This is a genomic window from Pelagibius sp. (genome assembly GCF_028281305.1).
Classification (GTDB): Bacteria; Pseudomonadota; Alphaproteobacteria; order Kiloniellales; family Kiloniellaceae; genus Pelagibius.
The window spans coordinates 1-24,590 of sequence record NZ_JANQKD010000080.1 but is presented as its reverse complement, the minus strand read 5'-3'; the positions used below and the strand labels follow the sequence as shown (position 1 = coordinate 24,590).

At 66.6% G+C, this 24,590-nt stretch carries 24 protein-coding genes; 11 read left to right on the top strand and 13 right to left on the bottom strand.

Features of this window, described 5'->3' with window-relative positions:
• Positions 1-21: 21 nt before the first annotated feature.
• Positions 22-426 (bottom strand): nuclear transport factor 2 family protein, encoded by a 405-nt coding sequence (locus tag Q0982_RS15300; RefSeq protein ID WP_299396949.1) that lies wholly within the window; start codon positions 424-426, stop codon positions 22-24.
• 309 nt (positions 427-735) lie between these two features.
• Here Q0982_RS15300 and Q0982_RS15295 point away from each other — a divergent pair, with 309 nt between their 5' ends.
• The 3 genes from Q0982_RS15295 to Q0982_RS15285 all read left to right on the top strand — a co-directional run bounded on the left by Q0982_RS15295 (position 736) and on the right by Q0982_RS15285 (position 2,632).
• Positions 736-1,317 (top strand): YqaA family protein, encoded by a 582-nt coding sequence (locus Q0982_RS15295; RefSeq protein ID WP_299396948.1) that lies wholly within the window; start codon positions 736-738, stop codon positions 1,315-1,317.
• 146 nt (positions 1,318-1,463) lie between these two features.
• On the top strand, positions 1,464-2,012 hold the full coding sequence (locus Q0982_RS15290) for a disulfide bond formation protein B (protein WP_299396946.1): 549 nt from the start codon (positions 1,464-1,466) through the stop codon (positions 2,010-2,012).
• Positions 2,013-2,143: 131 nt separating this feature from the next.
• Positions 2,144-2,632: a demethoxyubiquinone hydroxylase family protein gene (locus tag Q0982_RS15285; RefSeq protein WP_322097043.1), complete on the top strand. Its 489-nt coding sequence runs from the start codon at positions 2,144-2,146 to the stop codon at positions 2,630-2,632.
• Positions 2,633-2,696: 64 nt separating this feature from the next.
• Here the strand turns inward: Q0982_RS15285 and Q0982_RS15280 are convergent, their stop codons facing one another.
• A complete protein-coding gene (locus Q0982_RS15280; RefSeq protein WP_299396943.1) occupies positions 2,697-3,257 on the bottom strand; it encodes an HNH endonuclease in 561 nt (186 codons plus the stop codon).
• 340 nt (positions 3,258-3,597) lie between these two features.
• On the opposite strand from Q0982_RS15280, the gene Q0982_RS15275 reads away from it, so the two are divergent.
• Positions 3,598-5,775, top strand: coding sequence for a methyl-accepting chemotaxis protein (locus Q0982_RS15275; protein WP_299396941.1), 2,178 nt, complete (start codon positions 3,598-3,600; stop codon positions 5,773-5,775).
• A gap of 128 nt (positions 5,776-5,903) precedes the next feature.
• On the opposite strand, the gene Q0982_RS15270 is transcribed toward Q0982_RS15275, so the two are convergent.
• The 4 genes from Q0982_RS15270 to Q0982_RS15255 all read right to left on the bottom strand — a co-directional run bounded on the left by Q0982_RS15270 (position 5,904) and on the right by Q0982_RS15255 (position 9,415).
• Positions 5,904-6,656, bottom strand: coding sequence for a hypothetical protein (locus tag Q0982_RS15270; protein ID WP_299396940.1), 753 nt, complete (start codon positions 6,654-6,656; stop codon positions 5,904-5,906).
• Positions 6,657-6,710: 54 nt separating this feature from the next.
• Positions 6,711-7,607: a LysR family transcriptional regulator gene (locus tag Q0982_RS15265; protein ID WP_299396938.1), complete on the bottom strand. Its 897-nt coding sequence runs from the start codon at positions 7,605-7,607 to the stop codon at positions 6,711-6,713.
• Positions 7,608-7,938: 331 nt separating this feature from the next.
• Complete coding sequence (locus Q0982_RS15260; protein WP_299396937.1) at positions 7,939-8,724, bottom strand: alpha/beta hydrolase; 786 nt, start codon at positions 8,722-8,724, stop codon at positions 7,939-7,941.
• A 34-nt stretch (positions 8,725-8,758) separates the two neighbouring features.
• Positions 8,759-9,415, bottom strand: a complete 657-nt coding sequence (locus Q0982_RS15255) for a DNA-3-methyladenine glycosylase (RefSeq protein ID WP_299396935.1) — start codon at positions 9,413-9,415, stop codon at positions 8,759-8,761.
• Positions 9,416-9,454: 39 nt separating this feature from the next.
• On the opposite strand from Q0982_RS15255, the gene gluQRS reads away from it, so the two are divergent.
• Together gluQRS and Q0982_RS15245 are read left to right on the top strand one after the other, a co-directional pair.
• Entirely contained in the window at positions 9,455-10,438 is a 984-nt protein-coding gene (gene gluQRS, locus Q0982_RS15250) for a tRNA glutamyl-Q(34) synthetase GluQRS (protein ID WP_299396933.1), read from the top strand.
• On the top strand, positions 10,435-11,430 hold the full coding sequence (locus Q0982_RS15245; protein ID WP_299396932.1) for a DUF3137 domain-containing protein: 996 nt from the start codon (positions 10,435-10,437) through the stop codon (positions 11,428-11,430). The genes gluQRS and Q0982_RS15245 overlap by 4 nt, the downstream gene beginning before the upstream one ends.
• 50 nt (positions 11,431-11,480) lie before the next feature.
• Here Q0982_RS15245 and Q0982_RS15240 read toward each other — a convergent pair whose 3' ends face one another.
• The 4 genes from Q0982_RS15240 to Q0982_RS15225 form a co-directional block, all read right to left on the bottom strand.
• A complete protein-coding gene (locus tag Q0982_RS15240) occupies positions 11,481-12,263 on the bottom strand; it encodes an IclR family transcriptional regulator (RefSeq protein ID WP_299396930.1) in 783 nt (260 codons plus the stop codon).
• Between the two features lie 25 nt (positions 12,264-12,288).
• The gene (locus Q0982_RS15235) at positions 12,289-13,677 is read right to left on the bottom strand and encodes a TRAP transporter large permease (RefSeq protein WP_299396929.1); all 1,389 of its coding nucleotides are present in this window, start codon (positions 13,675-13,677) and stop codon (positions 12,289-12,291) included.
• 4 nt (positions 13,678-13,681) lie between these two features.
• Positions 13,682-14,200, bottom strand: coding sequence for a TRAP transporter small permease (locus tag Q0982_RS15230; protein ID WP_299396927.1), 519 nt, complete (start codon positions 14,198-14,200; stop codon positions 13,682-13,684).
• Between the two features lie 168 nt (positions 14,201-14,368).
• Entirely contained in the window at positions 14,369-15,598 is a 1,230-nt protein-coding gene (locus Q0982_RS15225; protein ID WP_299396925.1) for a TRAP transporter substrate-binding protein, read from the bottom strand.
• A 187-nt stretch (positions 15,599-15,785) separates the two neighbouring features.
• Here Q0982_RS15225 and Q0982_RS15220 point away from each other — a divergent pair, with 187 nt between their 5' ends.
• The gene (locus Q0982_RS15220) at positions 15,786-17,492 is read left to right on the top strand and encodes a choline dehydrogenase (RefSeq protein ID WP_322097040.1); all 1,707 of its coding nucleotides are present in this window, start codon (positions 15,786-15,788) and stop codon (positions 17,490-17,492) included.
• A gap of 156 nt (positions 17,493-17,648) precedes the next feature.
• Here the strand turns inward: Q0982_RS15220 and Q0982_RS15215 are convergent, their stop codons facing one another.
• Complete coding sequence (locus tag Q0982_RS15215) at positions 17,649-18,509, bottom strand: DUF4743 domain-containing protein (RefSeq protein WP_299396924.1); 861 nt, start codon at positions 18,507-18,509, stop codon at positions 17,649-17,651.
• Positions 18,510-18,800: 291 nt separating this feature from the next.
• Between Q0982_RS15215 and Q0982_RS15210 the strand changes: the two genes are divergently transcribed.
• The 3 genes from Q0982_RS15210 (at position 18,801) to Q0982_RS15200 (ending at position 22,155) form a co-directional block, all read left to right on the top strand.
• Complete coding sequence (locus Q0982_RS15210) at positions 18,801-20,486, top strand: FAD-dependent oxidoreductase (protein ID WP_299396922.1); 1,686 nt, start codon at positions 18,801-18,803, stop codon at positions 20,484-20,486.
• Positions 20,487-20,534: 48 nt separating this feature from the next.
• Positions 20,535-20,909, top strand: a complete 375-nt coding sequence (locus Q0982_RS15205; RefSeq protein WP_299396921.1) for a hypothetical protein — start codon at positions 20,535-20,537, stop codon at positions 20,907-20,909.
• Between the two features lie 76 nt (positions 20,910-20,985).
• On the top strand, positions 20,986-22,155 hold the full coding sequence (locus Q0982_RS15200) for an MFS transporter (RefSeq protein WP_299396919.1): 1,170 nt from the start codon (positions 20,986-20,988) through the stop codon (positions 22,153-22,155).
• Positions 22,156-22,164: 9 nt separating this feature from the next.
• Here Q0982_RS15200 and Q0982_RS15195 read toward each other — a convergent pair whose 3' ends face one another.
• Entirely contained in the window at positions 22,165-22,614 is a 450-nt protein-coding gene (locus Q0982_RS15195) for a VOC family protein (protein WP_299396918.1), read from the bottom strand.
• 113 nt (positions 22,615-22,727) lie between these two features.
• Positions 22,728-23,567, bottom strand: coding sequence for an AraC family transcriptional regulator (locus Q0982_RS15190; protein ID WP_299396916.1), 840 nt, complete (start codon positions 23,565-23,567; stop codon positions 22,728-22,730).
• A 166-nt stretch (positions 23,568-23,733) separates the two neighbouring features.
• On the opposite strand from Q0982_RS15190, the gene Q0982_RS15185 reads away from it, so the two are divergent.
• Positions 23,734-24,489, top strand: coding sequence for a GNAT family N-acetyltransferase (locus Q0982_RS15185; protein WP_299396915.1), 756 nt, complete (start codon positions 23,734-23,736; stop codon positions 24,487-24,489).
• Positions 24,490-24,590: the final 101 nt, after the last annotated feature.

Below are 24,590 nucleotides of genomic sequence, written 5' to 3'. Positions count from 1 at the left end.
ACTCAGGCCCTTTGCCCGGCACTACTGAACGCTGCCGGGCTCCTCTTCCGGCAATTCCCCCGGCGGGGCGTTACAGGGCCCGGCCTGATGGTGCACCATCTTCCAGTCCGTTCCCTCGCGTATAAAGACGTTGGTCGCCACCAGAAGGTTGGAACCAATGAGCTCGTAGCAGGTCACGAAGGCGCTTTCGCCGGTCCGATAGGCCCGCGCGCCGCGGCAGGTGATGGCCGGTGCCTGCTCATTGGAAAGGATCGCCGCCCAGCTCTGCATCACCTCTTCGCGCCCGGCAATGGCCGGCCAGCCCGGATGAATGCAGGCGACCGCCGTACGCTCGGACCAGAGGCGGTCCATCGCCTCCAGATCGCGCATCTGAAACGCGAAATAGAAGGTATCGTTGGCAAACAAGACGTCGGCGTGTTCCTGCATGGCCTCCACCCGCACCCAGGCGCAAAGGCATGCCGATCCGGCGGCCCCTGATTGGCACAACCCTGATGCAGGCTAGCACTTTCCCCGGCCCCTTGCCCGTGGTAACTCAGCCGGCGAGAAGGCTTGTTTTAAGGGTTTGTTTTTTAAGTTCTGTTTCTGAGTTTGTTTCTGGGGTCCGTTTCCAGACAGAGAGCGCCCGGGGCGCCCTGAGCCAGTGGTCCTGAAGGATGTTCGGATCCAGGGGCATGTGGCTTTCGGTGCGTTGATTTCTGATGGCGTTGGGCTCTTGGGCGGGCAAGCGGGGCGACGGTGCTGCGGCGACTCTACGACTGGACGATGGAACTGGCCGGCCACCGCCATGCCCTGGCGGCCCTGGCCGTGGTCTCCTTCGCCGAGTCCTCTTTCTTCCCGATCCCGCCGGACATCCTCATCATCCCCATGGTCTTGGCAGCCCGGCACCGTGCCTGGCTGATCGCCACAGTCTGCACCCTGGCCTCGGTCGCCGGGGGCCTTGCGGGCTACGCCATCGGTGCCCTGCTCTACGATACCCTGGGCCAGCCGATCGTCTCCTTCTACGGCTACGGCGCCCAATACGAACAGTTCCAGCAGGACTACGAGGCCTGGGGTGCCTGGATCGTCGCCGGGGCGGGTTTCACGCCCTTCCCGTACAAAGTGATCACCATCACCTCCGGCGTCATGAACCTGGACCTCATGGTCTTCATGATCGCCTCGGTGATCTCCCGCGGGGCGCGCTTCTTCATTCTCGCGGCCCTGCTGTGGCAGTTCGGGCCGCCGATCCGCGGCTTCATCGAACGTCACCTGCCGTTGCTGGCGACGTTGTTCTTCGTCCTGCTGTTCGGCGGCTTCGTGGCCATCCGCTACCTGTTCTGATCCGTAAGCGTCTGGTGCGTCCGGCGGCCCGCCGCGACAGGGCGTCGCCCCGCCTTGGCCTGGATGCCCTCCGGCAGTAAGCTGCTCACGCCGTGCAACCCCGCGCGTGTAAACCCGCGCCGTGCAACAAAGACGGACCCTGACTTGTGACGACTCTCAGCGCCGCGCAGAGCGAGACTCCCTGGCTTTGGCCCGCCTTGCTGGCGGCAGCCTGCGTCGGCGCCCTGGGAACCGCCTTTGCATCCCAGTACTGGGGCGGCCTCTACCCCTGCGCGCTCTGTGTCTACCAGCGCTATGCCTACGGCGCCGCCCTGGCGGTTGCCCTTGGCGCCCTTGCCGTGGCCGGGCGGCCGGCCTGGCGGCGCGGTGCCTTGCTGGCGACGGCCCTGGCCTTCCTGGGCGGGGCCGCGATTGCGGGCTTTCACGTCGGCGTGGAGCAGAAGTGGTGGGAGGGCCTGGCCTCCTGCGCCGCGCCCAGCCTGCCGAGCGACGCCAGTGTCGAGGAGATGCGCGAGCTTCTTCTCAACCAGCCGTTTGCGCCCTGCGATGCCGTGCCCTGGTCGCTGTTCGGCATTTCGATCGCCGGCTACAATGTGATCGCTTCCGTGGTCCTGGCCGCGCTCGCGCTGCGGGCGGGCTTGAACGGTGCGGCGCAGAAAGCGGAACGCAACCGCGAGGAAGGAGTCGCCCGATGAGCAGCGAGGACCGGACCGTCAGCCCGGCAGCGGGCGGTGCAGAAGCAGGGGGCACAGAAGACGGGCGGCCGAAGGCCGCCCCGGGGACCTACCTGCCCGGGGACCTGGACCGGGAGGCGCGCCTGGCGCGCATGCTGCGGGTCGACCACGCCGGGGAATACGGCGCACGGCGTATCTACGAAGGCCAGTTGGCGGTGCTCGGCCGCAGCGCCGCCGGCCCGACGATCCGCCACATGCACGAACAGGAAGCCAAGCATCTGGAGACCTTCGAACGGCTGATCGTCGAGAACCGCGTACGACCGACCGCTCTTCAGCCTGTCTGGCATATCGCCGGTTTCGCCCTGGGCGCCGCCACGGCCCTGATGGGCGAGAAGGCCGCCATGGCCTGTACGGTTGCGGTCGAGGAGGTTATCGACGAGCACTATGCCCGCCAGGCCGAACAGCTCGAAGAGGATCAGGCCGAGCTGAAGGAAACCATCGAAACCTTTCGCGCAGAGGAGCTGGAGCACCGCGATATCGGCCTGGAGCACGGCGCCGAGGAGACCGCCGGCTACGAGACCCTGAGCGGCGCCATCAAAGCGGGATCGCGTCTGGCGATCTGGCTGTCGGAGCGTTTCTAGAAGCGATCGCCGGCGCCGAGGCCGCCACGGGCGTAAGGGTCCGCAAGAGCGGCAGGAGACGCTGTCAGGTCTCCAGTTCGCTGTCCCAATAAAGAAAATCCCGCCAACTCTCGTGAAGGAAATTTGGCGGGAACGAACGACCACTCTCTTGGAGTTGGTATGTGGTCGGCTCTTTCACCGGTCTCAACAGGCTCAAGCCTGTCTCCTCCAGCAAGCGGTTGCCCTTCATCAGGTTGCAGTCCTGACAGGCTGTGACGACATTCTCCCACGAGGTCCGGCCCCCGCGCGAACGCGGGATGATGTGATCGAAGGTCAGATCCTCCGCCGGCAGGCTTTCCGCGCAGTACTGGCACTGAAAATGGTCGCGCAGGAAAACGTTGAAGCGTGTGAAGGCCGGACGGCGGTCGAGGCTGACGTACTGTTTCAGCGCGATCACGCTGGGCAGCTTCATCTCGAAGCTGGGCGAGCGCACGATCGTGTCGTACTCGGAGACGATGTTCACCCGGTCGAGGAAGACGGCTTTGATGGAGTCCTGCCAGGACCACAGCGACAGCGGGAAGTAACTCAACGGACGGAAGTCTGCGTTGAGAACCAGCGCCGGATAGGTCTGAACTGCACCGGTCATGCTCCGGTCCGTCCTTCCTCTGCTGCATCTCCACGGCTGATCGCCAGGCCACGGACGCGCCATAGATACTAAATGCCGCTGCGACATACAAGATATAGGGATTCCGGCCCCTTAAGTCTTCATCGAAGTTTCATGTTCTCGGATTGGCCGCCACTCATTGCTGCCCGGACGCTGCCCGGACCGCCTTTCTCGGCGGCCCCGCGGCAAGCGATAAATTAGAGAATGCTAATTCTATTGATAAGCTGTTTTAAACGATTTGATGCAAATTTCGCCCGAGAAGAGCGTCCGCGGGGGTCTCTCGCGTGACGGCTGCAGACCCTGCGAACCTGGGACGACTCCCATGTCAAATACGGCAAAGAACGGCACCCAGCGGCGCGGCGGCCTCGCCATCGCCCGCAAGCTGCCCCTCGTTATCCTCGCTGCTGCCCTGGCATCGGCCATCGCCGTCGGCGTCAGCAGCTACCTTATCGCGGCCAGCGGGCTGCGGGCGGAGGCCGAGCAAAAGCTCACGGCTCTGCGCGAGGTGCGGACGGCTGCGCTGGCCGACTATCTGGACTCCATCCGCCAGGATCTGCGTATCGTTGCCGGCAACGCGACCGTGCGCCAGGCGCTGGGCGACTTCACCGTCGCCTGGCGCCAGCTCGGCCCGGAAGCCGAAAGCGAACTGCAGCGGCTCTACATCACCGACAACCCGAACCCCACCGGCCAGAAGGACGATCTGGACCAGGCGGCGGACAACTCTCTCTACAGCGCCTATCACGGCCGCTATCACCCCTGGCTGCGCGGCTTCCTGCGCGAACGGGGCTACTACGACATCTTCCTGTTCGACACCGAAGGCAACCTGATCTACTCGGTGTTCAAGGAGCTGGACTACGCGACCAACCTGAATACCGGCGAGTACAAAGACAGCGATCTGGGCAATGCCTTCCGCGCCGCCGCTCAGAACCCGACTGCCGATGCTCAGGTCTTCTTCGACTTCAAGCCCTATGCGCCCAGCCACGGCGCGCCGGCGAGCTTCATCTCGACCCCGATGCTGGACAGCAACGGCCAGCTCGAAGGGGTCCTGGTTTTCCAGATGCCCATCGATAACCTGAACAACGTGATGCTGAATGCCGCGGGCCTGGGCGAGACGGGAGAGTCCTTCATCGTCGGCGAGGACATGCTGATGCGCAGCACCTCCCGGTTCAGCGAAGAGTCGACGATCCTGGTGCAGAGCGTGGACAACGACGCCGTCGCCAAGGCACTGAGCGGCGAAGCCGGCGTCATGGAGATCGAGAACTATCGCAACCGCCAAGCCACCGTCGCTTACGGACCGCTCGACTTTATGGGAACGCGCTGGGCCCTGGTTGCCGAAGCCGAGTCCAGTGAGGTCTTCGCGGCTGTGGCAGACCTGCGCAACACCGCCCTGATCGTCACCTTCATCGCCCTGGCCCTGGTTTCGGGCCTGGGCTACCTGATCTCGCTTTCGATCGTCCGGCCGCTGACTGCTATGACCAACGCCATGCGGACCCTGGCCGAAGGCAACCAGGACGTCGTGGTGCCGGCCACCGGGCGCCGCGACGAGCTGGGGGCCATGGCGGCGGCCGTGCAGGTCTTCAAGGAGCAGGGCGTTGCGGCGGAGAAGATGGCCGAGGAGCAGGCCGCCCGCGACCGGCGCGCCGCCAAGGACAAGCAGCAGGAAACCCTGAAGATGGCCGACGATCTGGAGACCAGCATCAAGTCGGTCGTCGATGCGGTCTCCTCCGCCGCGGCGCAGTTGCAGGACACAGCCACCAGCATGAGCCGGTCGGCGCAGACCACCGACAGCCAGGCGAACGAAGTCTCCACCGCCGCCGAGGAGGCTTCCGCCAGCGTGCAGACCGTCGCGTCGGCCTCAGAGGAGCTCTCGAGCTCGATCCAGGAAATCAGCCGCCAGGTCTCGCAGTCGACGGAGATCTCCAAGGACGCCGTCGCCCAGGCTGACGAGACCGCGCAGACGGTGCAGAGCCTCACGGAGGGCGCACAGAAGATCGGAGACGTGATCTCCCTGATCAACGACATTGCCGAGCAGACGAACCTGCTGGCCCTCAACGCGACCATCGAGGCGGCGCGTGCCGGCGAAGCCGGTAAGGGCTTCGCCGTCGTCGCCAACGAGGTGAAGTCCCTGGCCAACCAGACCGCCAAGGCAACGGACGAAATCTCCGCCCAGATCAGCGGCATGCAGACGGCCACCGGCGACACGGTGAAGGCCATCGAAGGCGTGCGTCAGGCCATCAACCGCATCAGCGAGGTGAGCTCCGGCATCGCCTCGGCGGTGGAGGAACAGAACGCCGCCACCATGGAGATCTCGCGCAACGTCCAGCAGGCCTCGCAAGGCACGCAACGCGTCACCAACAGCATCCGCAGCGTCAGCCAGACCGCCGCCGAGACCGGCCAGTCGGCCGGCCAGGTCACCGGCGCAACCGAAGAACTCTCAGTCCAGGCCAAGCAGCTGCGCAAGTCCGTCGAGGGCATTCTCGCATCGCTGCGCGCGTCCTAGAACAGACTCACCGGGCTTGATGGATCGCTTCTGCGGTTCCAACAAACCCGGATCTGCTCCAACTCCGCGGCTTGGCGTGGATCAGCGGCAACGCGACAACGCCGTCTTTGCGCCCAAAGCCGCCGAACTCAGGCGGCCTTCGCCGCTTCCCGACGCCTTTGGTCGGCCTCCAGTTCGTCGAAGAGATCGATAGGCGGGATCTGCAGGATGTGCCGGATGTCCTCCCGGCTCATCCAGACCGTCCAGGTCTCCAGCGGACGCTGCTGACCCGAGACGGACCAGTAGAGACTGCCGGGCTCGGTGTGCATGTAGCCCTCGCGCGCAGCAAGGCCCTTGCAGGCGGCCAGCGGAAACATGAACCCGAAGACGTAGTCCGGAGCCCATTTCAGCAGCGCCTTCACGAGGGCCAAACGGGCCAGCACTGCGGTCAGGCCAGCCCCCCGAAATCCACCCGGCCCGCCTTTCAGCCAGAGCTCGCCGTGGTAGCAGACCTTTCCCGCAATCATCCGGGAGCCCGGAGCCCCCCGATAGCGGGAGCGGGGAAAGTCGATGGCATAACCGGCGGGAGTGAAATCGCGGAAATACTCGTCCAAGTAGCCCGACAGGGTCCGTCCCCCCAGATCGACGGTACGCATGGCCTGGGTGTGGACGACTTCCCCTGTCCTGCTCCGTCCCAGGACCCAGAATCCTGTCGATTCATTAATCGCGCTGACCTCCGGGTCGAAGCGCGGCGCCAGGCACTGCCTTTCGGGCTGGGCCTTCAGGGCCTCCCGCAGGGCATTGAAATCCGACCCGACCTCCAGCGTAATCCCTTGATTTTTCACTAGATTCTTGATGACCGTCACGAAACGGCTACCGGAAAGAACTTCCTGCGTGGTCACTTTCCACTCCTGTGTTAGATTGCAACACAGGGAGGATAAGCTTGAGATCTGTGATTATTCTTGAGCTTCGATTGAATTTGGCTCGAATGCCATCAACAGACTCTCCGGCATAGTCCGTATCCGCTCCTCTCCGACGCCGGCGATTGTCAGCTTGTAGGTCCGGTCGACGAGCAGGGCGAGGGCGAACTCGCCATCCGGAAAGGTGCAGCCAAGCAAGAGGCGCTGGAAGCTTACCGGCACGCAGGGGCCGTCCCGCTCCCGCGGCATTTCCGTGTGCATGTGATCCAGCCGCACGGAATGACCTTCGAAGACGCTCTGATAGGCCTGGGAAATGAAGCGGGCGTAGCCGGCACCCGCAGGCATCTCCTGAACGGTTCGCCCGACATTGCTCTTTGCCCAGGCCCATCCGAACCAGGAAGCGTAGGACGACTTCTCGCCGATCTCTACGCAGAGCCAGCCCTGCCCGTGACGGCGATAGACGACGAGATAGGGTCGGATCATCGCCAGCTCGTCAGATTCGATCGCGGCATTGGCGTTGGCCCAGCAGCGCAACCCGCACTGCAGCAGCGGCGACTGATCAACCCAGAGACGGCTGACGCGGTGCTGCTGGGCGAACAGCGCCGGTCCGTCTTCCCCCGCATCGCGCACCAGCGGCAGACCGTCAGAATCGGCCAGGCCGCCGGCCAGCCACGCCTCGCCACGCGCAAGAATGGACTCGGCCTCTTTGAGCGAGCGCAAGCCTGCCTCGGTCAGGCAGTACTGCCGGTTCCGCATCTCGAAGAGCTTCTCGCCCCTGATTTCCTCCAGCGTACCGATATGGCGCCTGACCGTCTGGCGGGTGCTCCCCAGCATCTCGACGGCCTCGGAGAGATTGCGGGTATGGGCGAGGGCGGTATAGGACCGCAGCATTTCAAACAGGATTGTCCGGCTGGACTGTACCGAGATGTGCACGACACCTTCCCTGATCGCAGTTTTGCCCTGATCGCAGTTTTGTTTGCACGCCCGACTCCCCCCAACCTGAAAAGGTTAACGCACCGGGCGCGCTCTTTATGATGACCGCAACTTGGGATGGTAGTCGGCCTTGCCGGAGGCTGCAACCGTCAGAGGCTGAGAATCGGTCGTTCGTGCAGGGTTTCAGGCAGCGCGTGGCGGATTGGCCGCCTTCGCGCAAAGGGCGAGACGGCCACAGACAGATCGTGCATGCCCCTGAATGCAACCGTACATTTTGTTCCGGGCTCTTCGATTCGAGTGGGTCTGGCCGAGCGCATCTGCTCGATTGGACCTAAGTGCCGGAGGGGCCGTCCCCATCCGAGACCGAGTCTCCGTCTGCGTCCGCGTCTGGGTCCTCGCCTGCCATCAAGTATTGCCTGAGGGCAGCCGCGGCAAACTCCAGGCCTTCCTGGTCGATGCCGTGCCCGAGCCCCGGCCGCGCCAGAGCCTGGACGGGAACCTGGTTGGCGCGGAGGGCACTTTCCGCCGCCGCCATCGCGGGAAACGGCACGACCGGGTCGGCATCGCCGTGGACCAGAAACACCGGCGGCCGGCTCACGACTTCCTCTGCCAGCAGTTCGGGCCTGACCAGCGCACCGGAGAACCCGACCAGCAGCGCACAGGGCCGCGGGCGGCGCAACGCCGCATGCAGCGCCATCATGGTCCCCTGGGAAAAGCCGATCAGCGCCATCTGCTCGTCCTTGAGCCCGTGGCGGGCAAGCTCGGCATCAAGGAAGGCGTTCAAGACCGGCGTCGCTGTCACGGCACCGGCGTGCATGGCAGCGGGGGAGTAGTCCTGCAGGCTGAACCACTGGCGCCCCATCGGCGCCATGTCGCAGGGAAAGGGCGCGTGGGGCGAAACGAAGGCTGTGCCCGGCAGCAGCGGGGCAAGCAGAGGGCCCAGAGAAATCAGGTCGTTGCCGTCCGCCCCCAGGCCATGCAGGAAGACGACGAGCCGCGAGACCGGCACGCCCTCCGCCGGTCCGTGGCGCGGGCCATCGATGCTTTGGCCGCCGGAGTGCTGGCCGTCGGGGTTTTGGCCGTCGGGGTTTTGGCCGTCGGGGTTCTGAACATCCACGGGGTCAAGGTCTCCTGTCTTCGATCCGGGCGGATCAGGCGGTCCGCTTCACGCCGCGGCCGAGGGCGACCCCCGGATGGCGGTAGAGATGCCACAGAAAGCGGGCGGCGGTGCTGCGGAAAGGACGCCATGGCTCGCCCAGAGTCAACATCGCCTTGCGGCCGGGGCGGGCGTCCAGCGACTTCAGGTGCTGTACCGCGATGCAGAGCGCCAGATCGTCCACCGGCCAGACATCGGGCCGCCCGAGCGCAAAAAGCAGATAGATTTCCGCCGTCCAGGGACCGATGCCCTTCACGCTGGTCAGCGCGGCAATTGCCGCCGCATCCTCCATCTCGGCCAGGCCGTCGATATCCAGGCGGCCGTTGACAATCTCCTCCGCCAGCAGGCCTCCGTAGCGCATCTTGGAGCGGCTGAAGCCGATGGCCTTCAGGTCGTCCTCATCGAGCTGCAGGAAGCCCTCCGCCGTCAGAGGGGCGACCCGTTCCTCCAGCCGCCCGACGATGGCCCGGGCCGACTGGACCGAGACCTGCTGCCCGGCGATCATGCGGATGAGGCCCGCAAAGCCCGGCTCGCTGCTGCGTTCGGGCGGCAGGCCGCAGCGCCGGTAGGCCGCGGCCATGTCGGGGTCTTGCTGCGCCAGGGCTTCCATCGCCGGGCGCAGCCGCTCGTCGGGTACTGCTTCGGGGATCATGACTGGACTTTAGCCGCTTGAGGGCTTAGGGCCAATCGCATGACGACTCCCAAGGTCTCCGCTTCCACGCCAGCGCCGGGTTCCGTGCCGGGCGGCGAGACCACCCGCTTCGCGCCCTCGCCCAGCGGCTACCTGCATCTGGGCCATGCCTTTTCGGCGTTCTTTGCCGCGCGCGCCGCCGGGGCAGGAGGTAGGGCAGCAGGCGGCGCGCGGGATGGCGCCGGGGGCCGCTTCCTGCTGCGCATCGAGGACATCGACGGCAGTCGCGCAAGGCCGGAGTACGAGGCCGCCATCCTGGAAGACCTGGCCTGGCTCGGTCTGCAGTGGGAGGAGCCGCTGCGCCGCCAGTCGGACTGTACGGCGGACTACGCCGCCGCGCTGCAGCGGCTGGAGGCGCGGGGGGTGCTTTATCCCTGCTTTTGCACGCGCAAGGAAATCGCCGCCGAGATCGCCCGCGCCGGGGCCGCCCCCCATGGCCCGCCTGGCCGAGGGGAAGCCATCTACCCCGGCATCTGCCGCGGGCTCACAAACGCCGAACGCCGGCAGCGCAGCAGCGCCGGGGAGCGCTATGCCCTGCGCCTGAACATGACCCGCGCGCTGGCGGAAGCCGAGGCGGAGCACGGCGGCCCCCTCACCTGGCACGACCGCGCCCGCGGACAACAGGTCTGCGACCCCCGACCCCAGGGCGACGTGGTGCTCGCGCGCAAGGACGCGGCCGCCAGCTACCATCTGGCCGTGGTGGTCGATGACGCGGCCCAGGGTGTCACCCTGGTCACCCGCGGCGAGGACCTCTTCGCGGCAAGCCACGTGCATCGCCTGCTGCAGGCCCTGCTTGACCTGCCGGTGCCGGAGTATCATCACCACGGCCTGGTCGGCGACGAAGCGGGCCGGCGCCTGGCCAAACGCCACGACGGGCTGTCGATCCGCCACCTCCGCGAGGCCGGCCGGAGCGCCGGCGAGGTCATCGCCCTGGCGGAGAACGCCCTCCTGCCATCCACTGCCGAAAGGCGGAAAGACCCATGATGGACGATAAGTCAGACGACGCCAGCGAGACGGGTGCGGGCGAGAAGCAATCCTTCGCCAGCTTCTTTGCCGAAGCGATCGCCCCCGGCCTGCCTGCCCTGGAAGAGGCGCGCAAGGAGCGGCTGCGCGCCACCTACGTGCGCGCCGCCGGGCTCGCCTTCGTGATCGCCCTAGTAACCGGCATCGCCGTCGCCTGGAGCGGCGAGGTCATCGTCGGCTTTCCGGTCGTCTTTCTCGGCCTCGTGCTGGGCTACCTCTGGATCCGCATTCCCGGGCGCCGCCATCGCAACGCCGTGCGCACACTGGTGGTCGAGCCGCTGCGGCAGTACTTGGGCGGACTAGAGTATCACCGCAAGCCCGGCGACCGCTTCGACCTCGATCGCTTTCGGCGCAGCGGCATCGTCGCCGGCTTCAACCGGGCGAAGCTGGAAGACCTGCTGATCGGACGCTACCGCGACACCGACTACCGCGTCGTCGAGGCGCGGCTCCGGCGGCGCCGCAAGCAAGGATCGAAAGAGCGGGTGAAGATGACCTTTGCCGGCCTGCTCTGCGAGGTTTCGGTTCCGCGCCCCTTCTCCTGCACCGTCGTGCTGCTGGGGGACAAAGGCGCCCTCGGCAACTGGGCCATCGACCTGCTGCGCAGCAAGCTGACCAACCTCTCGCCGGTGCCCCTCGATCATGCCGACTTCGAAGCGCGCTATCAGGTCTACAGCGACGATCCGCAGGAGGCAGGAGGCCTGCTGCAACCGGCCTTTCTGGATTCCCTGCTGGCGATTTCCGATGCCGCCGGTCAGGGGTCGCTGAACTGTGCTTTCATCGACAATCGCTTCCTCATCGCCATTCCCCAGCGCCGCAACCTCTTCGAGATCGGCCGGCTGCACCGGTCGCTGGAGCACGCCGAAGAGGACGTGCGCCGCATGGCCGCGGAATTCACCCTGCCGCAGCGGCTGATCGACACCCTGCACGGCGACCGTCCGCCGCTCGCGCTCTGACCGGGCATTCTGAACAGGCGCTTTGAGCCGGGTTGCTTGACCCCCGGCGCTCAGGCCTCGCTGAGGGCGGCCAACTGGGCGGCGGCTTCCCGCAGCACCGGCACGTGGGCGCGGGCCTGCTCGATGCTCATGCGCACGACCGGGGCATGAACCGCCAGGGTGGCGAAGAGCCGCCCGGCAGAGTCCGTGACCGGCACGGCCACGGCGACCATGCCCTCGAGAAACTCCTCGTTGTCGGTGCCGATCCCGGTCTCCCGGATCTGGTCCAGCGCCGTACGCAGGGACTCCACATCGGTGATCGTGTTCTCCGTGCGCCGCTGCAGGGCGAGGCTGGCCAGCAGCGGTTTCAGGGCAGCCGGGCCGAGGCTGCTGAGGAACAGCTTGCCGCTGGCCGTACAGTGCAGCGGGACCCGCGTACCGGTGGGGAGCTGAAGGCGCAGCGGCCACTCCGACTCCACGCGGTCGAGATAGATCATCTCGCTGCCGTCCGGCACGGTCAGATTGCAGGTTTCGCCGATCCGCCGCGCCGCGGACGCCAGGATCGCGTGGCGGGCAGCCGCGTGGCTTGAACCGCCCAGCAGCGTATGCGCCAGCGCCAGCAGACGCGGCCCCGCAACCAGGCCCCGCCCGCCCATCTCGCGCCGCAGGAAGCCGTCGGCCTCCAGCATTGCGCAGATGCGGTAGGCCGTGGCCTTCGGCAGTCCGGACTGTTCGGTGATCTCCTGCACCGAGGCCGGGCCGTCCTGGCGCGCGATCAGCTCGAGCAGCTGCAGGACCCGTGCCGAGCGCGTCTTCGCGGCCGCCGTCTTGGGTCTTTCCTTCAGGTCCTGCATCGCCTTCGTTCCATCGCTGTCTGGCCTATTGCACCTGGAACACGCCGGCACCCTTGTGCACCAGAAGCGCGGTCGAAAGATCGGGAATGAAGGCGATAAACAGCCAGGCGATCATCAACGCGAGCAGATAAGGCAGCGTGTAGCGCAGTAATCGGAAGTAAGGGATGCCGGTAATGCCGCTGGCCACGTAGAGATTCAGTCCATAAGGCGGCGTGATGAAACCGATGGCGTCCCCGACCAGGAAGATCACCGCGAAGTGGATGGGGTCGACGCCGATGCTGGCGGCGATGGGGGCCAGGATGGGCGCCAGAATGATGGTGTTGGGCAGACTCTCCAGGACCGTGCCGGCCAGAAGCACGATGAACATGCAGGCCAGCAGGATCGCGTAGTAGCCGCCGAGCGCCCCGAGGGCATCGGTGACGAAGGCCTTGGCCCCCAGCAGCGAGAGGATCTGCTGCATCACCACCGAGACGGCGATCAGCGGCGCCAGCAGGCCGGTAATCTGGCCCGAGCGCATGATGATCGACGGCAGTTCCCTGAGGCTGAAGCCGGGAATGATGATGCGTTCCAGAACGCCGGCATGGTCGGGCAGAGCGCCGCTGTCATCCGCCTCGGGCCCGTGGAAGCGCCGCGAGAAGGGGCGCATGATGAGGCCGGCGAAGAGGCAGAAGCCAGCGGTCACCCCCGCCGCCTCGGTGGGCGAGAAAGCGCCGGCGTAGATGCCCCAGATCACCAGCAGAATGGCGAAGAAGCCGAGCCAGGCCCCCAGCGCGGTCTTGATGATGCGCCCGAGGCGAAGCTGGATCAGGTGGCCCCAGCCGTTGCGCTGGCAGACGTACCAGCAGGCCAGCTGCATCGAGATCACCATCAGCAGACCGGGCAGCAGGCCGCCGATGAAGAGGTCACTGATGGAGAGGTTCATCAGGAAACCGTAGACGATGAAGATGATGCTGGGCGGGATGATGATACCGACCGTGCCGCCGGCCGCCGCCGTGGCAGCAGCGAAGTTGGGGTCGTAGCCGCCCTTGGTCATCTCCGGATGCATGATGGAGCCGATGGTGGCCGTGGTCGCCGAGTTGGAGCCGGAGATCGCGGCGAAGAGGCCGCAGGCGCCGAGCGAGGCCATGGCAAGGCCGCCGCGCAGCCAGCCGAGAATCGAATAGGCGAAGTCGGAGAGCCGCTTGGCAATGCCCGCCGACTTGATGAGATCGCCGGTCATGATGAACAGCGGCAGCGCCAGCAGGCCGAAGAAGTTCAGCCCCTCGTAAAGCGTGACGCCGATGTTGGCCAGGGTGAAGTCGATCACCAGGCTGACGCCGACCACCCAGAAGCCGATGACCAGGAAGATCGGCACCCCCAGCACGAAGAGCACGGTGACGCCGAGGGAGATGAGAATGATCCAGAGCGTATCCACCGGCCTAGTCCCCGAAGATGTTGGTTTTGATCTGCAGGGGCTCGCCGCTGAGGTAGGCGCGGAGATCATGGGCGAAGTTCTGTAGCACCCGAATCACCAGCACCGCCCAGGCAAAGGGCGTCGCCAGGTAGAACCACCACTGCATAACGTTGTCGGTGCCCTGAACGATCGCGAAGTTGTCGTAAGACAGCCAGACCTGCTCGGTCGAATAGACGATGACGATGATGGAAAAGATGATCCAGAGAGCGCCGTCCAGGCAGAGGCAGGCGAACTGCCCGCCGCGCGAAAGCCGGTGACGCAGTTCGTCGAATCGCAAATGGGCGCGGATCTTCACGTTGTAGGCGCAGCCGACCCAGACGATCCAGAGAAAGAGGTAGATCGGCACCGTGGTGCTCCAGGCGACCTGCTCGTTGAAGACGAACCGGCGGATCACCTCAACGAAGATGATCCCCGCCATCGCCACATAGCAAACAAGGATGATGATCTTTTCGACGTTCTCGTCGATCCAGCGAAGTGCAGCCATGGCCGCTATGCCCCCAGGTTCCGAAGCCCCAACCGGGCAGGCCGCAGCACCGCATCCCCCGCGACAATCTTTGCCGCCGCCTGCCTGATCAGGAGTCTAGCACAAGCATTGAACGAAACGGCGGGGAGGACGCCATGAGCCGGCCCCTCCCCGCAGCAGGTTTCGTGATCAGCCCTTCCACCAGCGCCGCGGCTCGACGTTCTCGGCAAGGGTGTCCTTGGGAATCTCGCGGGCGATGTCGTAGATGAACTTGTAGGTGTCCATCCCCTCGGCCCAGCCGTTGAGCCGGTCGCGCCACTGTTCCCATTCCGCCGGGTGGAACTCCGGCGAGCACATCTCTTCGGCTTCGCGCTTCGCCGCATCGTCGAGCATCGACACGCGGGTGCCGTTCTGGGCGAAGATGGTCCCGGGCATCTGCGGATCGGAATAGCCGACGGTGTTGACCAGGGCCGCTTCGTTGGCCGCCTGGACGTGGACCTGGGTCAGATAGGCCGACTCCATGACCGCGTCCTGCAGCTCGCCGCCGAGGCTGTCGAAAACCTTGGTGCTCATCGCCGTGTGCTCGGTGCCGCAGAAGAATTCCAGGTTGATCACCTGGGAGACCACCGGCGACATGTTGGCGTAGGCCACCGCGGAGGCCCAGGTCTCGGCCCCGTCGATCAGGCCCTGCTTCAGGCCGTCCAGCGTCTCTTCCCAGGCGATCGGCGTGGGATTGAGGTTCATCAGGTTCATGGCGATGCGGCCAAGCTGGGTGCCGGTCACGCGGTTCTTGGTGCCGGCCAGCTCGGTGACGCTGGTCACCAGCGGCTTGTCCTGCCATTTCAGGCCGAGCTGGATGCCGCGCAGCTCGGCGTGGCTGAACAGGAACTCCACGTTGTGGCGCCTGCGCATCGGCTCGCGCAGCACCTTCACGCTGCCGGGGTGATAGAGGAAGTAGTACTGCGCCGCCCGGCTCGGGAACATGTAGGCGTAGTCGAGCACGTTCAGATAAGGCGCGCCGCCGGCTGAGTTCTGGGTCGAGGCGGCGTACATGTCGATGATGCCCTGCTGCGTCTTCTTCACGCAGTTGAGCTGGCCGCAGATCTGGTTGTTGCCGATAAACTCGATGCGGATGGCACCGTCGGTGCGCTCTTCGATATCGTTCACGAACTGCAGGCAGCCGGCCCGCTCGATCAGAAGGTTGCGCTCGTTGAAGCCGGCCGCGCCGAACTTCAGGGTGAACTTCGGTTCGGTCTTGAACCGCTTCTCATAGGTCGAGTTGGCGGCCTCGGCCAGGCGGGTGGTTGTGACGAACCCGGTCAGGGAACCGGCCGCCAAGAGGGTCGACGTGATGCCGTACTGCTTTGTCAGGCGCAGCAAGTCGCGGCGCGATACGTGCTTCAGTTTATCGCTAAGCATGGTTCCTCCCATTCCCCGAGGGCTTGGCCCTGGGCCGCAGTTTGGTAGCGGAGTTTTCTCATTTAACGAGACTTATCGTCTCATTATTGCGATTGCATGTGCGGAAGGCAAGCGATATGTAATATTCGTACCCCAATAAGCATCACCGGGTACGAAAGTTATTGTGTCAAACAGGAGGGGTCGGCCGGTGAAGCCGGGACAGCACTCTGGTGGACAGCACTCTGGTGGCCAGCACTCTGGGGAGCGACAGGCGGAGGCCGCGGCCGGCGCCAAGGGCGCACTCCTGGCACACGACCCGGCGGCCTATGACTACATCATCGTCGGCGCCGGCTCCGCCGGCTGCGTGCTGGCCAACCGGCTCTCGGCCGACCCGGCCAAGCGGGTGCTGCTGCTGGAGGCCGGCGGGCGCGACTGGAACCCCTGGATCCACGTCCCGGTCGGCTACTTCAAAACCATGCACAACCCGAACACCGACTGGTGTTACCGCACCGAACCGGACAAGGGGTTGAACGGCCGCAGTCTGGACTGGCCGCGCGGCAAGGTGCTGGGCGGCTCCTCCTCCATCAACGGCCTGCTCTACGTGCGCGGCCAGAAGGAGGACTACGACCACTGGCGCCAGCTCGGCAATGCCGGCTGGTCCTACGACGACGTGCTGCCTTACTTCAAGCGCTCCGAGGATCAGGAGCGCGGCGCCGACGACTATCACGGCACCGGCGGCCCGCTTGCGGTCTCCAACATGCGCATCCGCCGCGAACTCTGCGACCGCTTCATCGAGGCTGCCGTCGAGCTGGGCATTCCGGCCCGCGACGACTTCAACGGCGCTGAGCAGGAAGGCGCCGGTTACTTCCAGCTCACCGCGCGCAACGGCCGGCGCTGCAGCACGGCAGTGGGCTACCTTCACCCGGTGCGTCACCGCGCCAACCTGGAGGTCGTCACCCATGCCCAGGTGGAGCGGCTGGTGTTCGACGGCCGCCGTGCTGCGGCCGTCGCCTACCGCCGCAAGGGCGAGGCCTTTCAGGCAAGCTGCCGCGGCGAGATCGTGCTGGCCGCCGGCGCCATCGGCTCGCCGCAAGTCCTCATGCTCTCCGGCATCGGACCCGGCAGCCATCTGCAGGAGCTTGCCATTCCCGTGGTCCACGACCTGCCGGGCGTCGGCGGCAATCTGCAGGACCATCTGCAGGTGCGCATGGTCTTCCAGACCAAGCGCCCGATCACCATGAACGACCAGGTGCGCAACCCGGCCAAGAAGGCGCTGATGGGCCTGGAGTATCTGGTGAAGCGCAGCGGGCCGCTGACCATGGGGGCCAGCCAGGTCTGCGTCTTCGCACGCACCTCCGAGGAGGCGGCGACGCCGGACATTCAGTTTCACCTGCAGCCGCTGAGTGCAGACAAACCCGGCGAAGGCCTGCACAAATTCTCCGCCTTCACCTCCTCCACCTGCCAGCTGCGTCCGGAAAGCACAGGCCGCATCGCCCTGCGCAGCCCCGACGCGGAGGATCACCCGGCCATCCATCCCAACTACCTGGACACAGTCAAGGACCAGGCGGTGACGGTTGCAGGCATGAAGATGTCGCGGCGATTCGCGGCGACACAGGTAATGGCGCCGCTGATCGAGAAGGAGTTGCTGCCCGGACCGGGGGTCGTCAGCGACGAAGACCTTCTGGATGCCGCGCGCAACATCAGCCAGACCATCTATCACCCGGTGGGCACCTGCAAGATGGGCCGCGACCCTGGCGCCGTCGTCGACGAGCGGCTCGCGGTCCATGGGCTTCAAGGCCTCAGGGTGGTCGACGCCTCCATCATGCCGGCGATCGTCTCCGGCAACACCAACGCGCCCACCATCATGATCGCGGAAAAAGCCAGCGACATGATCCTGGCCGACGCGCGGGGGTGACGCACGGGCGGTGACGCGCGCGGCCTCTCGCCCCTCACCCAGCTTCGGCTAGGCTCGCCTTATCGGCTTGCCAAGCCTTCTCAACCCTCTCCCCACCGGGGAGAGGGAGGGACCCGCGTAAGCGGGAGGGTGAGGGGCGAGAGGCCGCGCGGACAGCTACTCGGCGAAACGGCCGGCCAGGCCTTCGACAATGGCCTGGTAATCGGGCTCACTGTCCGGCGACAGCACCCCGTGTCGGACGGCAAAGTGGAGGATCACCAGCGCGACGTTGAACTTGAAGTCGGTGGTCTCGCGCAGGCGTTCCAGAACCTGGGCTATGGGCCAGCGCTCGAAGGACTCGACCTCGCCGTCGGTGTTTTCAGGCCGGAAGCCGGCGGGCAGGTCCAGGTCGAAGCAAAACGCCACGTCGTTGCGCAGACCCTCCGTCCTGGTACAGCGATAACGCAGCGCGCCCACCGGAACCGCCTTGGCTGCAAGGTCTGCGGGGATGCCCGCCTCCTCCGCGCACTCCTTGATGACGTTCTCCGTCAGACCCAGGCCGTAGGGCTGGCCGCCGGCGGTGATGTGATCGAGTTTGCCGGGCGCGGTCTGCTTGCTGCGGGCGCGCTTGCCGATCCACATTTCCAGGCCTTGCGGTCCGCGCAGAATTCCATTCACGTGAACGCCGTAGGCCGGCAGGCCGAAACGCGGCACTGCGGCCCGTTCCATGCGAAACAGCGGCGGCCTGCCCCAGGTGGCGGCGACGGGATAGTCCTCCCCCCGCCAGTTGGGAAAGGCGCCCTCGGTGCGCAACGCCGCCGTCACCTCAGCCAAAGCCGCGCTGCGGGCATCGAAACTGTCCAACGCCGGCGCCAGCGCCACGTGGTCGGCAGCGATCGTGAAGACTCCCGGGAAGGCGGTCAGGCGCTCCCGGAACGCATGCTCTACCGCACCCAGCGCAACGCCATCCACCAGAAACGGCAGATAGTCGGCGGGGGTCCAGCGGTGACAGCTGCGGATGCGGTCGAGATAGCTCACGATGCGGCCAGGGTGCTTACAGCCTGACCCTATCATCGGCGTTACCGGAAACCATGCCTTTTGCGAGGCCGCGTCCTTTGGACACACAGCTCGTCTGTCCAACAGCGTCCGCTAAAGAATTTGCAGGGCAAGCGTCGCGACGCCACATGCACGGAGAACAGGGGACGCGCCCGCAAGGACGATCCGATTGGCACAAGCGACTGCGGACTGGTTCCGAACAGCACAATCGATTGTTCTGCGGACCGCTCTGGCGGTTGTAGAGGGCGCAAAACAGGAGACACGAAGCCTACGATGGTCGAAACATCCACACTCGAGCCCGCCGGCAACCAGACCAGCGCCTACACCCGCCGGGCCCAGATCTTTCCCACCCTCAATCAGGAACAGATCGACCGCGCGCTGCCTTTCGGCGTCCGCGAACCTCTGGCCAAGGGCACGGTGCTGTTTTCCCGCGGCGACCGCAGCGTCGACTGCTTCATCATCCTCAAGGGCTGCATCGAGATCACCGACCCGCTCAGCGACGGCGAAGCGGTGATCACCGTCCACGGGGCCCACAACTTCACCGGCGAGTTGGACCTCTTCAACGGCCGCAAGATCCTGGTCGGCGGACGCATGGGCGAGGACGGCGAGGTGCTGCGCCTCAACCGCACGGCCCTGCGCCGGCTGCTGACCGCAGAGCCGGACATCGGCGAGATCATCACCCGCGCCCTCATCCTGCGGCGCGTCGGCCTGATCCAGGAGACCCAGGGCGGCGCCACCGTCGTCGGCCATCGGCGCGAGCGCGACACCCTGCGCATCGCCCGATTTCTGCGCCGCAACGGCTACCCGCACCGGGTGCTGGATGTCGACGAGGACGACGAGGCCCAGGCCTTGCTGAAGCAGCACGGCTGCGATCCCGGGCAGTTGCCGATGGTCTTCAGTGCCGGCGAAGACCGGCAGCACAATCCCTCGAACCTGGATCTCTCCAAACGCCTCGGCCTGTTCGAGGAACCGGACGGCGCCAACCCCTGTGACGTGGTCGTCGTCGGCGCCGGCCCATCGGGCCTTGCCGCGGCGGTCTATGCCGCCTCAGAAGGCCTGAACACCCTGGTGCTGGAGGGCGAGGCGCCGGGCGGTCAGGCCGGTACCAGCTCAAAGATCGAGAACTTTCTCGGCTTCCCCACCGGCATTTCCGGCCAGGCCCTGGCCGCGCGCGCGCAGGTGCAGGCGCAGAAGTTCGGCGCGGTCATCTCCCTGCCGCGCCGGGTCGTGTCCCTCGACTGCAGCGAACGGCCCTACAGCCTGCGCATGGAGGATGGCGGCACCTTCCGCTGCTGGAGCGTTGTGGTGGCCTCCGGCGCCACCTATCGCCGCCTGAACCTGGACAACCTCGCCGACTACGAAGGCGCGGGCGTGCACTATGCCGCCACGGCGCTGGAGGCCGATCTCTGCCGGGACGAGGAGGTGGTGGTGGTCGGCGGCGGCAACTCCGCCGGGCAGGCGGCGGTCTTCCTGTCGCGCTACGCCGCCCATGTGCACATGCTGATCCGCAGCGACAGCCTGGCGGCCAGCATGTCGGACTATCTGGTCGGGCGCATCGACGCCTCCCCGCGCATCACGCTCCACCGCAACACGGAGATCACCAAGCTGGAGGGCGCGCGCTACCTGGAGCAGGTGACCTGGCGCAACACCCTTGACGGCAATGAGGAGACGCACAGGATCTCCAACCTCTTTCTGATGATCGGCGCGAGCCCCAACACGGACTGGCTGCAAAGCTGTGTGCGCCTGGACGACAAGGGCTTCGTCTGCACCGGGCCGGACACCGGCGGCGACTGGCCGCTGGAGCGCGAACCCAACATCCTGGAAACCAGTCAGCCCGGCGTCTTCGCCGTCGGCGATGCGCGCGCCGGATCGGTGAAGCGCGTCGCCTCGGCAGTCGGCGAAGGGTCGATCTCGGTGCAGTTCCTGCACCGCGTGCTGCCGGAACTGACCCCGGACTGACGGGAGAGGCGCCTTTGAGAACGAGCAGAGCAAAGGAGGACCGAGCAGATGAACCTGAATGATTTGCCGAAGATCGGCGAACCGGGCAGCGCCGCGCCCTTCCAACTGGAACGCTTGAAGGGATGGGGACTGGAAGACCTGGCCTCCGCCTGCACCACGCGCGAGCAGGCTCTGCTGGCCCACCACTGTGCGCTTTACGTGCGCATGGTCTGGCAGGACCTCTTCGGCGAGACGAGCGAGCCGCCGGTCGCGGCCCTGCGCCACTGCGTCGGCGAACTGATCGGCCGGCCCGGCATGCTGGAGCGGGCCGACCGGGGCGCCCATCTGGAAACCGGCGTCGACTACCGCGCCAGTGCCGCCGACGAAGACCCGGCGCTCTACCAGGCCGTCGCCGAAGCGCTGAAGAGCCACAAGCCGGGCTAGCCGACGCCGGGCCTTCAGAGCGGCCCGAACCATTTAGTCGACGGAGCGCCTGCGGGCCAGTAGAGATGGTCCGGCCATGAAACTGCGTTCCCTCACCCTGCTGCTGCTCGCCGAGCTGGCGGCCATGTCGCTGTGGTTCGTCTCCGCCGCCGTGCTGCCGGACATGCTGCGCGAAGCGGCGGTCTCGCCCTTCCGCCAGGCGGCGCTGTCGAGCGGCGTTCAGGGCGGTTTCGTCGTCGGCTCCCTGATCTCCGCCATCCTCAACATTCCCGACCGCTACGACCCGCGCCGGGTGCTCGCCGCCTCGGCCATCGCCGCCGGCGGGGTGAACGCCCTGCTGCTGCTGGTGGCGCCCGGCAGCCTGACGGCCATTGCCGCGCGCTTTGCCACGGGCGCCCTGCTGGCCGGGGTCTATCCGGTGGGCATGAAGATCGCCGTCGGCTGGGGCGAGCGCGACCGCGGCTTCCTGGTCGGCGCCCTGGTGGGGGCGCTGGCGCTGGGCTCTGCCTCGCCCTACCTGATCGCCTTCGGCGGCGGCGCCGAGTGGCGCCTGACCGTGGCCGCCGCCTCCCTCGCGTCGCTCTTCGCCGGGCTCCTCAGCCTGGGCGTCGGCCTCGGCCCCTACCACCGCACGGCCCAGCGCTTCGATCCCAGGGTGATCGTCACCGCCTGGACCAACCGCCGGGTCCGTCTGGCCTACGCCGGCTACCTCGGCCATATGTGGGAACTCTACGCCATGTGGGCCTGGGTCGCCGCGGCGACCGCGGTGTCCTACGGCGCCACCCTGCCCGCCGCGGAGGCCGAGCGGCTCTCCAAGCTCACGGCCTTCCTCGCCATCGGCGCCGGGGCCATCGCCTGCGTCCCCGCTGGCTTCGCCGCCGACCGCATCGGCAAGGCGCGGGTCGCCATGCTGGCCATGATCGTCAGCGGCGCGGCGGCCATCGCGACGGCCGCCACCTTCGGCGGCCCGGTCTGGCTGACCTTTGCCATCGTCATCGTCTGGGGCATCAGCATCATCCCGGATTCCGCGCAGTTCTCCGCCCTGGTCGCCGATGCGGCGCCGCCGGCCCAGGCCGGCAGCCTGATGACCTTCCAGACCGCGCTCGGCTTCGCCCTCACCTTCGTCACCGTACAGGTGACGCCGGTGCTGGCGGAGACCTTCGGCTGGTCCACCGTGCTCTTCGGCCTCGCCCTCGGCCCTGCCTTCGGCATCGCCGCCATGGCCAGGCTTCAGGCCATGCGGTAAGGCAAGTTTTCAGTCCCGCCCTGTCAACATCGCATCGAAGCGGCGCTGGATCTCTTCCGGTTCGAGAGTCTCGATGGAGTGGCCGATCAGCCAGTCATAACCAAAGGGATCGCGCACCGTGCCGGAGCGTTCGCCATAGAAATGATCCTCAGGCGGTCGCAGCAGTTTCGCGCCGGCCGCCACGGCGCGGTCGATCAAGGCATCGGCATCGTCCACATGAAGGTGGATGACGAAGGAGATCGGACCGCCATCGTGCTCCTGGGCATGGATGCCGAACTCCGGATACGCGTCCGACAGCATCAGGGTTGTCCCGCCAAGCAGGAGCTGCGCATGGCCGACCCGCCCGTCCCTGTCGGAGAGGCGGAACTTCTCGGTCGCGCCGAAGACGCTCTTGTAGAATTCGATCGCCTCCCCCGCCGGCTTCGGGCGCAGGTAGGCGAAGAGCTCATGGATCGCCATGGGGGCATCCCTCCTCTTTCCAGCGTTGCTTATCAGGCTTCACTGTCCGTCAAGGCCGCCTCGGCGTCTTGAAGGTTTTTGACCCCGATGCCGATCTGCTGGCGGGCCCGCCCTCAGAGCGCGACATGGCGGGCAAAGGCCGGCGCCAAGCGGCGATAGCAGCCGGGCGTCAGACCGGAGAACTGACGGAACTCGCGGACGAAGTGGGCCTGGTCGGCATAGCCATGCCATGCCGCCAGATCCGCCAGGGACGGCGCGGCCCCCGCCGCTGCGGCGCCCTTTGCCAAGGGATCCAGGGCACGGCCGAAGCGCTGCAGCCGGGCATAGGTCTTCGGCTTTAAGCCGACGGCCGCCGCGAAGCGCCTCGTGAAGGTGCGATGGCTGTACCCGCTCTCCGTCACAACGGCACCGACCGGCGCTCCGGCATCAAACCCGGCCAGCGCCTGGGCGACCAGCGGATCGAGTCCCGTGACCTTCGGCAGCCGCACAACGAGGGCGGCTTCGAAGATGGCGAGCCGCTGCGCCGCCGAGCCGGCCTCCCAAAGGGCCGCGCGCAGGACAGCCACCGGCGCCGCGCCCCAGACATCCTCCAGCGGCAGGTGCCGGCCCACGAAGGTTCCGGCGGGCGCGCCGATCAGAAGCCCGGCCACACCCGGCCGCAGCGCAGCCCCGACCGTCGGCACGGGCCGGGAGACGTCTTTCAGGTAGGGCGCCAGGCGGGGGCCGCCGATCACCGCCGTACTCACGGCGTATCCTTCGAGGTCGTCACGGTGACGGAAGACCCGCAACGGCTGCTCTGCCAGACGAATGACCAGCTGGGTGGACACGGAAGGCAGCACCGCCTCGCGGCCGCTGCCGGAGGGCGCTCCAGGCGGCGCATCGGAAGGATCCGACGCCCAGAGCTGCTGGACGAAGGGCCTCAAAACGTCACGTGGCTGGCGTACAAGCGGCACGGCAACCTCCGGCTGGCAGTCCCGGCACCACATTAGGCGACAGCGGCGGCCTTGAGGAGACTTTCGGCTCGATTTCCCGCAGACAAGCGGCTAAGCACTGGCAGAGGGCGCGCATTCGCGTTTCTTTCGCCCGACCGTCCTCATCGACCCCAACGGTGGCATCCTCATGACAAGCGTGGATCTGAACTGGCGTGCGGAAGAGGCCTGCATGAGCGCCTGGCCCTCGCCGCGGCAGATGCTGTTGAGCGGCTGGCTGCTGCGCGCCGCCGGCGGCTCCACCCGGCGGACCAACTCGGTGAACCCGCTGCGCGACGGCCCGCGCGATCCGGCGGCCATTCTGGCTGCCGCCGAAGCCACCTACGCCGCGCTCGATCAAGCGGCGCTGTTTCGCGTCCCCTCCATCGCGGCGGAGATGGACGGGCCGCTGGCGGTCGGCGGCTACACGGCGGAGGGCGAGACCCTGACGCTCTTCAACGACCTCTCCGCATGGCCGCAGACGCAAGGCACGGCGACGCGCCTGACCGCGGAGACCGACGGCGACTGGCTGCAGGCCCGCGCGGCCCTGAGCCCCGCCGACACAGCCGACAGCGCGGTCTTCGAAACGATGGTCCGCACCATCATGCTGCCGCGGGTCTTTGCCGCGACACACCACGAAGGATTGGTGGTCGCCCTGGCCTATGGCGTGCTGCACGACGGCCTGGCCGTGGTCGAAGCGGTCGTGACCGATGCCCGCTGGCGCCAGCGCGGCTTTGGCCGCCAGACGGTCGGCGCGGTCCTGAACTGGGCTGTAACCGCGGGGGCCGGGGCCGCCTGCCTGCAGGTGGTGGCCGACAATCCCGCGGCCCTTGCGCTTTACCGCTCCCTCGGCTTCACGACGGAGCTCTACCGCTACCACTACCGCCGCAAATCCCTGCCGCTCTGAAGCTGTGACTCGGCGCTAGAAGAATTTCGACTTACGTCGAAGCAGTTCCAGCCCGCTCCCCCTCCCGGCCACCCATAGGATACTGGTGTTGGGTGGCCGGG